The following is a 14,425-nucleotide window of genomic DNA, read 5'->3' as shown; positions in this document are numbered from 1 at the left end:
GCAACCACCTCGGCATTCCTACACTGATGTACGAAAATGCTACAGTGGCGAATGAACCGTCCGACCGTGCTGGACGCCCGCAAGAGGAGCGACGATGCCCCAGGATTTCTTCAACCCGAACACCGCCGACTTCGCGCAGTTCGACCCGCAGACGCGCCGGCTGTTGCGCGCGACGGTCGACTGGTTCGAGAGCCGCGGCAAGACCCAGCTGCTCGACGACGACCGGTCCCGCGTCTGGCCGTCGGACTTCCTCGACTTCGCCAAGAAGGAGCGGCTGTTCGCCACCTTCCTCACCCCGGCGGCCGAGGCCGCCGGTGACCCGGACAAGCGCTGGGACACCGCGCGCAATGCCATGCTGAGCCAGATCTTCGGCTTCTACGGCATGACCTACTGGTACGTCTGGCAGGTCACCATCCTGGGCCTCGGCCCGATCTGGCAGAGCGACAACGCCGTGGCCAAGAAGAAGGCCGCTGCCCAGCTCGACTCCGGGGAGATCTTCGCGTTCGGCCTGTCGGAGAAGGAACACGGCGCCGACGTGTACTCCACCGACATGATCGTCGACCCGCAGCCCGACGGTGGTTACACCGCGACCGGCGGCAAGCACTACATCGGCAACGGCAACCTGGCCTCGATGGTCTCGGTGTTCGGGCGCCGTTCGGACAAGCCGATCATCGACAGCGCCGCGGCACTGCGGGGCAAGCCGACGCAGCAGGATTACGAGGGGTATCTCTTCTTCGTCGCCGACTCCCAGCACGACGCGTACAAGCTGAAGAAGAATGTCGTCAACAGCCAGATCTATGTCGCGGCGTTCGATCTCGAGAACTACCCCGTCGCCGAGGAGGACATCCTCCACCGTGGCGAGGACGCGTTCCACGCGGCGATGAACACGGTCAACGTGGGCAAGTTCAACCTCGGCTTCGGTGCGGTCGGCGCCTGTGAGCACTCCTTCTACGAGGCGATCAACCACGCCGAGAACCGGATCCTGTTCGGGCACAGGGTCACCGAGTTCCCCCAGGTGCGGGCGCTGATCACCGATTCCTACGCGCGCATCGCCGCGATGAAGCTCTACAGCGCACGCGCGGTGGACTACATGCGCTCGGCCTCGCCCGATGACCGCCGCTACCTGCTGTTCAACGCCATCGAGAAGATGTCGGTAACCCGGCAGGGCCAGCGCGTGATCGAAGATCTCGCCGACGTGATCGCCGCGCGTGGGTTCGAGAACGACATGTACTTCCCGGTCGCGATGACGGCCATGTTCGGCCTGCCGCGGCTGGAGGGCACCGTCCACGTGAACATGGCGTTGTCGCTGAAGTTCATGGCCAACTACATGTTCCACCCCGCCGACGCCGGTCTGGCCGCGATGCAGTCACTGCCGGGCGCCTCGGTGGCACCCAAGGGAGCCACTCGTGCGGTCGCCGGCGCCCTGACGTGGTCGAGCCGCAAGATCACCCCGCGTCTGGGCGCGGTCGTGAAGCCGTTGCGTGCCGAATTCGCCAGCGCCGCTTACGCTCCGGTGCCCTCCCGTCACGACACCGCCGACGACGAGTTCCTGTTCCGGCAGGGCCCGAGCAGTGGCCTGGGCCGCATTCGCTTCGCGGACTGGCGCCCGGTGTTCGAGAGCTTCCGCGACGTTGCGAATGTGGCGGTGTTCCTCGAGCAGGTTCTCGCGCTGCAGGCGCTGCTCGCGGTCGCCGCCCCGACCTCGTCGCAGCAGAAGGACGTGGACTTCCTGTTCGCGTTCGGTGAGCTGTTCACCGCGGTGCCCTACGCGCAACTGGTGCTGGAGCAGGCGCGCATCGACGACACCGACCGGGCAGTGATCGACCAGATCTTCGACGGTTTCGTGCGGACCTTCTCCGCGAACGCGCTCAACCTGCACAACAAGCCGACCGCCACCCCCACCCAGCAGCGCCGGGCCCTCGACCTGGTTCGCCGGCCTGCCTTCGACGAATCCCGTTTCGAACGGGTACTCGGCAGGGCGCGCGCGCTGGCCGGGACCTACGAGATGAAGGCCTGATCCAGCAACGGCGGTTGCCTCCGTGCATCGCGCGGAGGCAACCGGGGTCAGTCGGGCAACGGCGCGTTCTCGGTGATGGTGGCCAGAGTCGCCGCCACCGACATATCGGGCTTGATGACGACGCCCTTCTCGCGGAGAAAGCCGTCGAACAACTGCACGACCGCATTGGTCGTCCGATCGACGAACAGTGCGGTCGGGTCCGGCAGCGGGACGGGATCGGTGTCGAGCCACAGGTCGGTGACGGCCATGACGAATCCGACGATGCCGCGCAGCAGATGATCGATACCGTCGGTATCGAGCGCGACCGAGGACAGCACACTGCGGCTGCGCTCGGCCAGATCGTGCGACAGGCGCCGACCGATGTCCAACGGGCGAGCGTCCGGGTCGGCGCCCGAGACGCTCTGGGTGAGGACGAGGAACCGGAACACGTCGGGATGTTCGGCGATGACCCCGGCGTAGGCGGTGAGGAACCGATGGATCGTGACCCTGGGCGGCTGCATGATGAGCGAGAGATCCGGCGCGACGGCCGCGTAGATCTGCGCGACGAGCCAGTCCGAGACCGCGCCGTCGAGCTCGGATTTGTCGGCGAACATGCGGTACAGACGCGGTTTGGCGACGCCCATCTCGCGAGCCAGCGCCTCCATGCTCAGCTGGGGTCCGTCGCGGTCGATGCACCGCACCGCGCCCGCGATGACCTGTTCGCGGGTGAGCAACCGTACGGGCGACCGGCGAGCCGGTCTAGACGATGTAGTCACTGTTCTCCCTGATCCGCCCTTCGCGTACGGCCAGGATAGCGGCGCCCGGCGAGGCACAGGCCGCCGTATCGCGGGCGGACTCCGAGGGGGTGTTGACAGCGGCCTTTCCGATCCTCAAGATATTCCCGGTACTACGCGTACCAGAAAATGGTACCGGCGGTACTATTGATTGCGCACGGAGCAACGAAGCCCCGTGCCGGAAGGAGTCTCGTATGACGCGCGAAACCGGAAACCACACTCCCGGGGCAGCGTCATCCAGAACGCATCTGGTGCGCAACGGCGACATTTCACTCGCTGTCTACGAATTCGGCCAACAAGACGGCATTCCGGTGGTTCTCGTCCACGGTTGGCCCGATACCCATCACCTCTGGGACGGCGTCGTTCCGCTGCTGTCGGACAAATACCGCGTGATCTCCTACGACACCCGCGGGTACGGCCAATCCAGCGCGCCGACCCAGGTGTCGGCCTACGAGCTGAACCGGCTCGCGACCGACTTCTTCGCCGTGGTGGAGGCCGTCAGCCCCACCGAACCCGTGCACGTCGTGGCCCATGACTGGGGCTCGGTCCAGGTCTGGGAAGCGGTGTGCGAACCGGGCGCGGACCAGTACGTCGCGTCGTTCACCTCGATCTCGGGCCCCAACCTCGACCACCTGGCCACCTGGATGCGCCGTGGTGTGCTGTCGGGAACCCCGCGTGGGATCTGGGGCGCGCTCAGCCAGTGCCTGTCCTCGGCCTACACCACCTTCTTCATGCTGCCGATCCTGCCGGACCTGTTCTTCCGGCTCGTGGGCACCGAGAAGGTCTGGAAGTTGTTCCTTCGCGCGGTCGAGGGCACCTCCGCGGAGCAGATCTCGCTGGCGCCGACCCTGAAACAGGACATGATCTCGGGGCTGCGCTTCTACCGGGCCAACATCCTGGCCCGCATGTTCGGGCCACGGGAACGACGCACCACCGTGCCGGTGCAGTTGCTGGTCAACACCCGTGACATCGCCGTGCGCCCCGCGGGCTACGACGACACCGCGAAGTGGGCCGATCAGGTCGTGCGCCACGACCTGTCGCGCGGGCACTGGCTGCCCTACTCCGACCCCGCCGCGATCGCCGGCTACGCCGACGCGTTCATCCAAGCTCAGCCCAAGTAACGACGAATGAGAGAAAAGCACATGCTCGACTTCGACATCGTCATTACCGACGGTCTCTGGTTCGACGGCACCGGCGCCCCCGCCGCCCGGCGCAATATCGGCATCCGTGACGGCATCGTCGAGGCCGTCTCCGCGACCGCGCTACCGATCGGCACCGACACCGAGGTGATCGAGGCCGCGGGTAAGTGGGTGCTGCCCGGCTTCGTCGACGTGCACACCCACTACGACGCCGAGATGCTGCTCAAGCCCGAACTGTCGGAGTCGCTGCGCCACGGCGTCACCACGGTCGTCGTCGGCAACTGCTCGCTCTCGACCGTCCTGGCCTCCAACGCCGACTGCGCCGACCTGTTCAGCCGCGTCGAAGCCGTGCCGCGCGACGCTGTTCAGGGCGCCCTCGACAAGCACCGCACCTGGTCGGACCCGGCCGAGTACGCGAAGGCACTCGATTCGCTGCCCCTCGGCCCCAATGTGGCGGCGTTCCTCGGTCACTCCGATCTGCGCACGCACGTGCTCGGGCTCGGGCGAGCGGTCACCCGCGACACCAAGCCCACCGCCGCCGAAATCGAGCAGATGACCAGCCTGCTCGACGCGGCGGTCGACGCCGGCTTCCTCGGTTTGTCGTCGATGACGAACAAGCTCGACAAGATCGATGGCGAGGAATACCGGTCGCGGTCGTTGCCGTCTACCTACACCCGCGGCAAAGAGGTGCGCGCGCTCAACAAGGTGCTGCGTCGGCGCGATCGGGTGCTGCAGAGCGCCCCCACGGTCGGCTTCAACCCCAACATCGCCAAGTTCTTCGTCGGCAGCGCCGGCATCGGCCGGCCCAAGCTGCGCACCTCGCTGCTCTCGGCCGCCGATTCCAAGGCCTACCCGCCGCTGGTGTGGTTCATGCTCTACGCCGCGCCGCTGCTGAATCGCTTCGCGCGCACCGACTTCCGCTGGCAGCACCTGCCCGTGCCGTTCACCGTCTACGCCGACGGCATCGACCTGGTGGTGTTCGAGGAGTTCGGCGCCGGTGCCGCGGCCCTGCATCTGAAAGACCAGGTCGAACGCAACGAGCTGCTCCAGAGCGAGCCCTACCGTCGCTGGTTCCGCAAGCAGTACGACAACAAGTTCACCCCGCGCATCTGGCACCGCAACTTCTTCGATGCCGAGATCATCGCCTGCCCTGACGAATCGGTGGTCGGCAAGTCGATCGGGCAGGTCGGCAAGGACCGCGGGCTGCACCCCGTCGACGCCTACCTCGACATGGTGGTCGAGTACGGTCCGGCGCTGCGCTGGCGCACCACGATCGCCAACGATCGCCCCGAGTACCTGAACAAGCTCGCCGCCAGCCCCGGCGTGCAGATGGGCTTCGGCGACGCCGGGGCGCACCTGCGCAACATGTCGTTCTACAACTTCCCGCTGCGGTTGCTCGAAAGGGTGCTGCGGGCACAGGAAGCCGGCAAGCCGTTCCTGAGCGTGGAACGTGCCGTCCACCGCCTCACCGGCGAGCTCGCCGACTGGTATCAGATCGACGCCGGTCACCTGCGCGAAGGCGGTCGAGCCGACCTGGTGGTCATCGATCCGGCCGGGCTCGACGAGCAGGTACATCAGCTCCACGAAGCTCCGCTGCCCGAATTCGGCCTCGACCGGATGGTCAACCGCAACGACCGCGCCGTCGTGGCCACCGTCGTCAACGGCCGCCGGGTTTTCGGCGCGGGCGAAGTAGCGCCCGGCATCGGCGCGGACTGGGGAACCGGGCGGTTCCTGCGCGCTGGCCACGACAACTCCGCTCCCCTCGCACAGGAGACCCGATGAAACTCCCGTTCCGTCGCACGGCCAGGACCGTGCGCGCACCTGATGTGGCGCTGCAGGCACGCAATGTGAAGTTCGACTGGACCTCGGCGCCCCTGCACTGGATGCCGTCCGAGCCCATCGCCTCGCACGTGGTGAACTCGCTGAATCTGCTGCTGCCCGAGGGCGAGCGGATGTTCTGCGCCACCTACCGCGACGCGCTGCCCTACGTGCGCGATGCCAAGGTGCGCGAGGCCATGCTCGGATTCATCGGTCAGGAGTCGATGCACGCCGAAACCCATGCCAAGGTCCTCGACCAGGTGTTCACGACCCACCACATCGACACCGCGCCCTACACCCGCCAGATGGAGTACGTGTTCCGTAACTCCCTCGGCGCGCGCGAGGGCAGCCCGCAACAGGCGCAGACCCGGCTGGTCGAGCGGTTGGCGTTCATCGCCAGCCTCGAGCATTTCTTCGCCTGGCTCGGCGACTGGATTCTCAACGCCGACCTGGAAAAACACGGCGCCGAACCGCGTGTGCTCGACCTGTTCCGCTGGCACGGCGCCGAGGAGGTCGAACACCGCAGTGTCGCCCACGATGTCGCGATCTACTTCGGCGCGGGCTACCTGCGCCGTGCGGCGATGATGCTGATCGTCATCCCGATCCTGCTCAGTCTGCTCGTGCGCGGCACCAAGTTCCTGGTCAATCAGGATCCCGAACTACCGAAGATGGGCTACCCCACGCTGATCTGGAAGATCCTCGGGGCGATGTGGCGCGGTGCGCTGCCGGGCATTCCGGCGCTGCTGATCAGCGCCGGGTCCACCTTCGATCCGCGCTACGACCCGGCGAACGTCGGCTCCACCGAGCAGGCGATCGCCTACCTCGCCAAGTCCCCGGCGGCCAGGGCGGCGGCACAGTGACCGTGTATCCCGCGCCCGAGGCGATCCCGCCGGACCTGTACGGCAAGCACGATCACGATCCGACCACCAAGGTGATCGACACCGTGGCCAACCTGCGAGTTCGCTGGTCGACGTTGATCAATCGCCGACCGATCCTCACCAGGGCCGACGACGCCCGCTTCCCGGTGGTCGTCACCGACCGGGTGCTGGTGGCACAGGACCAGGCCGTCGTCGATCTGGGCCTGCGCGCCCCCGACGGTGCTGCGCTGCCCCGGTGGGCGCCGGGCGCGCACATCGACATCGAACTCCCGTCCGGGCGTCTGCGGCAGTACTCGCTGTGCGGCGACCCGGCCGAAACCGGCGAGTACCGCATCGCGGTGCGCCGCATTCCGCAGGGCGGTGGCGGGTCGATCGAGGTCCACGACGAACTGCCGGTCGGTACCGAGGTCGTGGTCCGCGGACCGCGCAACGCGTTCCCGTTCGCGCCGCCCGGGCGTGGTTCCTCGGCGAAACGCCTGCACTTCGTGGCGGGTGGTATCGGCATCACCCCGATCCTGGCGATGGCGCGCGCCGCCGACCGGCTCGGCATCGACTGGACGCTGGTCTATTGCGGGCGAAGCCGCGACACCCTGCCATTCCTCGACCAGCTCGCCGAACTCTCCGGACACGTCGTGGTGCGAACCGACGACGACCACGGAACACCTGGTGCCACAGACCTTCTCGACGGTGTCGATCACGACACGGCGATCTACTGCTGTGGGCCCACCCCGATGACGGCCGCCCTCGTCGCCGCGGTGCGCACGATGCCGGGCATCGAGTTCCACTCCGAACGGTTCTCTCCCGCACCGGTCGTCGACGGCACCGCGTTCGAAGTGGAGTTGGCGAGCACCGGTGAGGTCGTGCCCGTCGCCGCCGACCAGACCATGCTCGACGCACTGCTCGCGGTCCGCCCCGACCAGCCCTACTCGTGTCGCCAGGGCTTCTGCCGCACCTGCGTCGTCCACGTCACCGACGGCTCCCCCGACCACCGCGACGGCGCGCTGACCCCCGAGGAACACGCCGCGGGCGTCACCCTGGCCTGCGTCTCGCGCTGCGCGGGAAAACGCCTGGTCCTCGACCTCTGAGCCCGAGTGGCCCGGCGCGCCGGACTCCGCCCGTGTCCGTGAATCGGCATCGAAGAACATCACTGTACGCGTAGTGTGCGACGTGCAATTCTGTTCGCACACAAGGAGTTTCCGTGGCGTCCTCTCTGACGAAACGCCTGGCCGCGCTCTTCGGCGCGTCCTGCGCAGCCCTACTACTCGCGGTGCCGGCGGCCGCGCCCGGTTCCGCCGACAACGCGGTTCTCGAAAGCCCGGCCACCGGATGTTCGACGACGCCGGTCCCCGACAATGTCCCGTTCGACGGCCGGTATTACCGCGTCCACGTTCCCGCGGGGGTATCCGCCGGTGCTCCGCTGGTTGTCGCGATCCACGGTGGCTACGACCGACCCGAAGGAATCGAGGCGGTGTCGGGCTGGAACGCCCTGGCCGATCAGCACAAGTTCATCGTCGTCTACCCGCGTGGCATCAAGACCGAGAACAAGCCGGACGGCACGCCCGGTTGGGGCTGGAACGCCGACGCAGCCGACGTGACCCACATCAAGAAGGTCGTGACCGACGTCAGCACGAAATACTGTGCGGCGCCGAATCGCATCCATCTGACCGGTCATTCCAACGGTGGTCAGATGGCCTCGCGCGCGGCCTGCACCGCGCCCGAGGTCTTCGCGTCCGGCGCGGTGTACGCACCGGCGCCACCACCGACCGGATGCGATCCCGCGCGCGCGGTCTCGTGGGGCGTGTTCGCCTCGGCCAACGACACCACCGTCATCGAACCCATCGCCTACAGCCACGTCATGTACTGGAGCTGGGAAAACCGTCCGTGCCAGAACGAGCAGCCCGACGGCGGCACCGACGTCAAGGACTCCCGGCACTGGGATTGCGAATCCGGCACCGAAGTGCTGTGGCGGGTCTACAACGGCGGCAGCCATTCCTGGCCGACAGGCACGCGGCGCACCGAGATGCTGAACCGGATGTGGCAGTTGTTCCAGGCCAACCCACGCCCGTAGCGACCGCGACGGAGGGGCAGGCCGTGGCGGCTCAGCCGGCCAGCCCCTCCGGATCGACCAGCAAGCGCTTGAGCACCTTGCCGGTCTCACCGCGTGGCAGCGCGTTGAGGAAGGTGACGTCGCGCGGAACAGAGAAGCGGCTGAGGCGGTTTCGAACGTAGGTGCGCACCATGTCAGGGTCGAGCCCGGAGCCTTCGTGCTTGACGAGGAACGCGGCCAGACGCTGCCCGAATTCGCGATCCGGCACGCCGACCACCGCGACATCGGTGACCTGCGGCAGGTGCGCCAGCGCCTCCTCCACCGGGCGCGGAAAGACGTTCTCACCGCCCGAGATGATCATCTCGTCGTCGCGGCCCGCCACGAACAGCCTGCCCTCGGCATCGAGGTAGCCGAGGTCGCCGGTGTCCATCATGCCGTCGGATTCCTCGGGCGGGGAATCGCTGACATAACCGTCGAACAGCATGTGATTGCCGACGAAGATCCGCCCCACCACGCCGACCGGCACCGCCTTGTGCTCGGCATCGAGGATGGCGATCTTGGTGCCCAGCGGCGGACGTCCGGCCGTCGTCGGTGCGGCGCGCAGGTCGTCGGGCCCGGCCACGCTGGCCCAGGAGACCTCCGTGGACCCGTAGAGGTTGTAGAGGACGTCGCCGTAGTCGTCGAGGAACCGGTCGACGGTGACCGCCGCGAGCGGCGCGCCACAGCTGATCACATGCCGCAGGCTGCTCAGGTCGTACCGCTGTCGCACCTGCTCGGGCAGATCGACGAGGCGTTGCACCATCGTGGGCACCGCGATGAGCGTGTGCACCCCGTGTTCGGCGACGCGGCGCAGGCATTCCTCGGCGTCGAAGCCCTGGGTCAGCACCACTGTGGCTCGCACCGCGGTGCTCAATTGCAGCGCGGAGAGCCCCCAGGTGTGGAACAGCGGCGCCGGGATCATCATGGTGCTGCCGGCGTGGATCGGAATCAGCGACAGCAGCGCGACCAACGTGTCGAAACCCTTCGGGTGCGGACGCCGCGCTCCCTTCGGGGTGCCGCTGGTGCCCGAGGTGAGCACGATCTGACGTCCGGGCACCGTCGGGACGGGGAACTTCGTGTGGCGGACCGCGATGAGGTCTTCGATCGTGATCCGGGTCGGGTCGGCGGGCGCGTCGTCGGTGAAGAAGCGCGGCAGATCGGTGTGCAGGTACTGCACCAGATGCGCCAGATCGGTGTCGACGAACAACGCCGACAGCCGGTGCCGCTGCACGATGTCCTCGATCCGCCGCCCCGACAGTCCCGAGTTCAGCAGCGCGACGTCGACCCCGAGCTTGCCCGCCGCGACCATCGATTCGACCATGCCGCAATGATTTCCGGCCAGTAGCCCCACCGCGTCGCCCGCACGCAGCCCGACCTCGTACATCGCACCCGCCAACGCGGTGGTCCGCTTGTCGGTTTCGGCGAAGGTGGCGGTGCTGGTGTCGTCGACGAGCGCGACCTGGTCCGGGCTGTGCGCGGCGCCTGCGGCGTAGCCGCCCGCCAGATTGAATCCCCACCGGTACAGCGAGCGCAGCTGCCTGGCCGAGGTCAATGGCGGCGACACCTGACCCGACTGCACCCACCAGCGCACGATTTCGGACTTGCGCCGGATCGGTGCCCGGTTGCCATTGGCCACCACCGAGGTCCGTGCGCCACCCACGACATCGGCCGCGCGCCGCAGCCCGTCCTTGACCCACCCGATGATCACCGAGTTCGTCACCCCCGCGAGCGTCGGGTGCAGCCGCGGCGCCGCGAAGACGGTCACGCTCACCCGGGTGCGCTGCTCGTCGCCGGTGAGCCGGACCAGGGCGAAACTGCCCGATTCGGGGTTGTGCAGTTCGAAACTCTCGTACCAGCGACCGATGGTCAGTGCCAGCCCCGTTCGCCGCACGCCCGCGGCCCGGTCCCCGATTCTGACCTCCCACACGGTGCTCCCGTCCGGCTGGAGCAGCCGATCGCACCCCCCGATCCCGGCCCACAGCCGCGGATAACTCTGCGGTTCGAGCAACACATCCCACAGAGCCCGGCGTGGGATGGAGAACTCCACGGACACATCGACGACATCACTGGGCATTGCTGCGCGCTTTCCTCAGCCCGGCCACATTGCCGGGTAGTGCCTGCTCGCCTCGGCCCCCGTGCCGTGACGGTGCCCGTCGTCAGGCACTGCACCAGAAGTCATCATCGGCCTGCCCGCCCGTGGGCAAACGAAATATCTACGGATTCTGGTCACCGAACGAACCGGATCACCCAGCAGCTGTGAGAGGTGCCAACGTGATGCCGCACGCACTGGTCCAGGTGTTCGCGGGAAGGACGGCACAATGGAGGACGATGAAACAGTGGCAGCGCGACCCCAGCTCCGATGACGGCCCGCTCGGCGACGGAGGCCACGTCGGCATCGATGACCTGCGGATCCTCAGGGAGCAGTTCGTCGACTTCATGCTCGGCTACAAGTTCGCGATCGACGAGGTGACGACCAAGATCAACATCTTGCGGGAGGACTTCAACAACACCCACGAGTACAACCCGATCGAGCATGTGGGGTCGCGGCTCAAGTCGCCCGAGAGTGTTCTCGAGAAGGTCCGTCGCAAGAACTACGCGATGAATCTGGCGGCGATCCGCGAGAACGTGCTCGATATCGCCGGGGTCAGGGTGGTGTGCAGCTTCATCTCCGATATCGGCACGATCCGGGACATGCTGGCCGGTCAGGAAGACATCACGGTCCTCGAGGAGCGCGACTACATCACCCACCGCAAGCCGAACGGCTACCAGAGCATGCACCTGATCGTGTCGATCCCGGTGTTCCGCTCCGACCGCACCGAGCTGATTCCGGTCGAGATCCAGATCCGCACGATCGCGATGGACTTCTGGGCCAGCCTCGAGCACAAGATCTACTACAAGTACCGCGGCGAGGTCCCGCCGAACCTGCGCACCGACCTGGCCCAGGCCGCCGAGGTCGCCACCCAGCTCGACGAGAAGATGGAAGCGCTCCACCGCCAGGTCGACCGGAGCGCACCCCCGAAGACGAAGCCGACCACGGACTCCCTCGACCTCAGCGTGCTGTACAACAGCCTCACCGGTGGCCACCCCGTCTACCTGCGCCCCACCGATCCGCCGACCTGACGCCACCGGCTTCGATATCGACCTCACAACCACTGCGACCGCGCCGCATTTCTGGCGTCCACGCCCTGGCGATTCCGCTACTGTCCGAGCAGATCCTCGAACACGGCGCGAAAGGAACCCGGTGGCGCTCTCCCGTCGACAGTTGATCGCCGCGGCCGCGGCCGGTGGCGCAGCGGCCGCGCTGGGTGTGCCCGTGAGCCGCGCCGAGGAGCCGGTGCTCGGCACGAGCGAGTTCCAGTCGCTGGCCGCGCGCGGCTACAACCGGCGCTTCGTGGCTCGACCCGCGAAGATCTTCGTGCCTTCCAGCGCCGAGGAGGTTCGTCGCGCGGTGGCCGGGGCGGTGGCCGAGGGCTCGCCGATCGCGGCGCGCTCGGGCGGACATTGCTTCGATGATTTCGTCGACAACGACCGGACCCGTTCGATCATCGACCTCGGCCGGCTGAACGCGGTGTTCTGGGACGAGCGGCACCGCGCGTTCTCCGTCGACGCCGGCGCCGACATCGGCACCGTCTACAACGCCCTGCACCGCTGGGGCGTCACCGTGCCGGGTGGGATCTGTCTCGGCGTCGGGATGGGCGGTCACGTCTGCGGTGGTGGCTATGGCCCGCTGTCGCGGCGCTTCGGACTCGTGGCCGATCACCTGGCCGGGGTGGAAGTCGTCACCGTCGATGCCGACGGCACGGCGAACATCGTGGTCGCGACCGGCGATGGCCCAGACCGCGATCTGTGGTGGGCGCATACCGGTGGCGGCGGCGGCAATTTCGGTGTGGTGACCCGGTATCTGCTCCGGTCGCCCGAATCAGACGGCGCGGACCCGGCACACGCGCTACCGAAGCCGCCGGGCAGCATGCTCAACGCGCGACTGATCCTGCCGATCACGACCGAGGATTCGTTCGTCCGGTTACTCACCAACTATCTCGGGTTCTTCGAACGCCACAGCGCCCCCGGCAATGACTTCGCCGGTCTCTACGCGCCGCTGATGATCCGGACGACCGGCACCGGCGCGGCCGAGATGCTGATCCTGCTCGATGCCGGAACACCGCACGCGCGAACCCGTTTCGACGAATTCGTCGCCGCGGTGAGCGACGGCGTGTTCCCGCCGCCCATTCTCACCCCGCTCGCCCAGCTGTCCTACGCCGACACTGTGAACCAGGTGTATTACGCGAAGGGCGTGAACACCACGCGCGTCAAGGTCAAAGCCGCCTATCTGCGCACGGCGTACTCGGCCGATCAACTCCGAATCTTCTACCGCTCCATCACCGATCTCCGTTTCCTCGGTGAGTCCCAGCTCGAATTCCTGCCGTTCGGCGGCGCGATCAATGCCGTCGCCGGCGACGCGACGGCGATGCCCGCCCGGGATTCGTTCATGAAGATGCTGATCCACGCATCGTGGCGACTGCCGTCGGATGACGACCGGTATGTGCGCTGGGCGCGCGAGATGTATCGCGACGTCCACGCCGAAACCGGTGGTGTTCCGGTGCCGAACAAGGCCTACGGCGGCAGTTACATCAACTACCCGGACCCGGATCTGGCCGATGCCGAATGGAACACCTCCGGCCTGCCGTGGCACGCCTTCTATTACGGCGACAACTATCGGCGACTGCTCCGAGTCAAGGCGGCCGCGGATCCGGGAAACATTTTCCGGCACCGACTGTCGATCGGTCGACCGGACTGGTGACGGTGGTCAGGTGAGTGCGAGCACCCGGCACGGTCCGCCTGTGCCGCCCGCGTGGTTCGGTGCGCCGACGACGATCGTCGCGCCCGTCGCCGGGACCGTGGCGAGATTGGCGAGCATCTCCACCCCGTAGCGCCCCGCGCCGAGAAAGGCTGTGTGCGCACCGTATTCGGGATCGGCACCGCAATCCAGGCTGAGCGTGTCGACTCCGGCGCCGACGATTCCGCAGTGCGCGACGAGGTATCGCGCGGCCTCGGCGGAGAATCCCGGCGCGTGTGGTGTGCCGCGCTCGTCGAGATTGAGGAAGGCCGACGGTCGGTCGAGGCGATGTTCCCAGCCGGAATACATCGCGACGAAGGCCCGCTCGGGGATGTCACCGTGCCGTGATCGCCAGCTGTCGATATCGGCGATGGTCACCACCGCGTCGACGTCGACGGCGGCTTTGGCACTGATATCGAGGACGACGAGCGGCGCGACGAGGTCCTCGACAGCGAGGACATCGGTGGTCGTGGCGCCGGGGATCCGATGCGCGGGCGCGTCGAGATGGGTTCCCGTGTGCTCCCAGTACCTGAGCGCGAACTGCCCGAACCCACCCGCCGCGTGCCAGGCCACCGGGACCATGGCCATCGGCGGATTACCCGGCCACACCGGCAGTTGCGGCGTGAGCGTGTGGGTGAGGTCGACGACGCCGGAGCGCGGCGCGGCGACCGCAGGGGCGGGCGCCACCGCGGCCAATGCGGTGAGGCCCGCGAGACCGAACACCGCCCGCCGACTCGGCTGCGGCGCACTCTCGTGGGCGAGACGAACGATCTCCGGCGAGCACATCGGACTCAAGATAGCCGAGCGAGCCCGGTACGGCCTCTGATCGGCGTCGATGGCAAGGCCGGGATTTCCGGTCGACCAGGTGGACCGCGTTCGC

11 protein-coding genes are annotated in these 14,425 nt (G+C 67.5%); 8 read left to right on the top strand and 3 right to left on the bottom strand.

Features of this window, described 5'->3' with window-relative positions; translation table 11 throughout:
• Positions 1–94: 94 nt before the first annotated feature.
• Positions 95–2,017, top strand: coding sequence for an acyl-CoA dehydrogenase family protein (locus ACWDXS_RS01725; RefSeq protein WP_378989797.1), 1,923 nt, complete (start codon positions 95–97; stop codon positions 2,015–2,017).
• Between the two features lie 47 nt (positions 2,018–2,064).
• Here the strand turns inward: ACWDXS_RS01725 and ACWDXS_RS01720 are convergent, their stop codons facing one another.
• A complete protein-coding gene (locus ACWDXS_RS01720) occupies positions 2,065–2,772 on the bottom strand; it encodes a TetR/AcrR family transcriptional regulator (protein WP_449960962.1) in 708 nt (235 codons plus the stop codon).
• A gap of 212 nt (positions 2,773–2,984) precedes the next feature.
• On the opposite strand from ACWDXS_RS01720, the gene ACWDXS_RS01715 reads away from it, so the two are divergent.
• The 5 genes from ACWDXS_RS01715 (at position 2,985) to ACWDXS_RS01695 (ending at position 8,693) form a co-directional block, all read left to right on the top strand.
• Entirely contained in the window at positions 2,985–3,911 is a 927-nt protein-coding gene (locus ACWDXS_RS01715; RefSeq protein WP_449960959.1) for an alpha/beta fold hydrolase, read from the top strand.
• A gap of 21 nt (positions 3,912–3,932) precedes the next feature.
• Positions 3,933–5,711: an N-acyl-D-amino-acid deacylase family protein gene (locus ACWDXS_RS01710; protein WP_387447029.1), complete on the top strand. Its 1,779-nt coding sequence runs from the start codon at positions 3,933–3,935 to the stop codon at positions 5,709–5,711.
• Positions 5,708–6,607, top strand: a complete 900-nt coding sequence (locus ACWDXS_RS01705) for a metal-dependent hydrolase (protein ID WP_449960955.1) — start codon at positions 5,708–5,710, stop codon at positions 6,605–6,607. The genes ACWDXS_RS01710 and ACWDXS_RS01705 overlap by 4 nt, the downstream gene beginning before the upstream one ends.
• Positions 6,604–7,710 (top strand): PDR/VanB family oxidoreductase, encoded by a 1,107-nt coding sequence (locus tag ACWDXS_RS01700; RefSeq protein WP_449960952.1) that lies wholly within the window; start codon positions 6,604–6,606, stop codon positions 7,708–7,710. Before ACWDXS_RS01705 ends, ACWDXS_RS01700 begins: the two co-directional genes overlap by 4 nt.
• A 113-nt stretch (positions 7,711–7,823) precedes the next feature.
• Positions 7,824–8,693 carry an alpha/beta hydrolase family esterase gene (locus tag ACWDXS_RS01695; protein ID WP_449960950.1) on the top strand — a complete coding sequence of 290 codons (870 nt, stop codon included), beginning with the start codon at positions 7,824–7,826 and terminating at the stop codon, positions 8,691–8,693.
• A 31-nt stretch (positions 8,694–8,724) separates the two neighbouring features.
• Here the strand turns inward: ACWDXS_RS01695 and ACWDXS_RS01690 are convergent, their stop codons facing one another.
• On the bottom strand, positions 8,725–10,785 hold the full coding sequence (locus ACWDXS_RS01690; RefSeq protein WP_387446989.1) for an AMP-binding protein: 2,061 nt from the start codon (positions 10,783–10,785) through the stop codon (positions 8,725–8,727).
• 254 nt (positions 10,786–11,039) lie between these two features.
• Here ACWDXS_RS01690 and ACWDXS_RS01685 point away from each other — a divergent pair, with 254 nt between their 5' ends.
• Positions 11,040–11,831 (top strand): GTP pyrophosphokinase, encoded by a 792-nt coding sequence (locus ACWDXS_RS01685; protein WP_379312973.1) that lies wholly within the window; start codon positions 11,040–11,042, stop codon positions 11,829–11,831.
• Positions 11,832–11,952: 121 nt separating this feature from the next.
• Complete coding sequence (locus ACWDXS_RS01680; protein ID WP_449960946.1) at positions 11,953–13,509, top strand: FAD-binding oxidoreductase; 1,557 nt, start codon at positions 11,953–11,955, stop codon at positions 13,507–13,509.
• A gap of 6 nt (positions 13,510–13,515) precedes the next feature.
• Here ACWDXS_RS01680 and ACWDXS_RS01675 read toward each other — a convergent pair whose 3' ends face one another.
• Positions 13,516–14,331, bottom strand: a complete 816-nt coding sequence (locus tag ACWDXS_RS01675; RefSeq protein WP_449960943.1) for a cyclase family protein — start codon at positions 14,329–14,331, stop codon at positions 13,516–13,518.
• Positions 14,332–14,425 lie beyond the last annotated feature (94 nt).

It is taken from the genome of Nocardia sp. NPDC003183, assembly GCF_053590715.1.
Note: the sequence above shows the minus strand (reverse complement) of the source record. Positions and strands in the feature narration are given on the sequence as shown.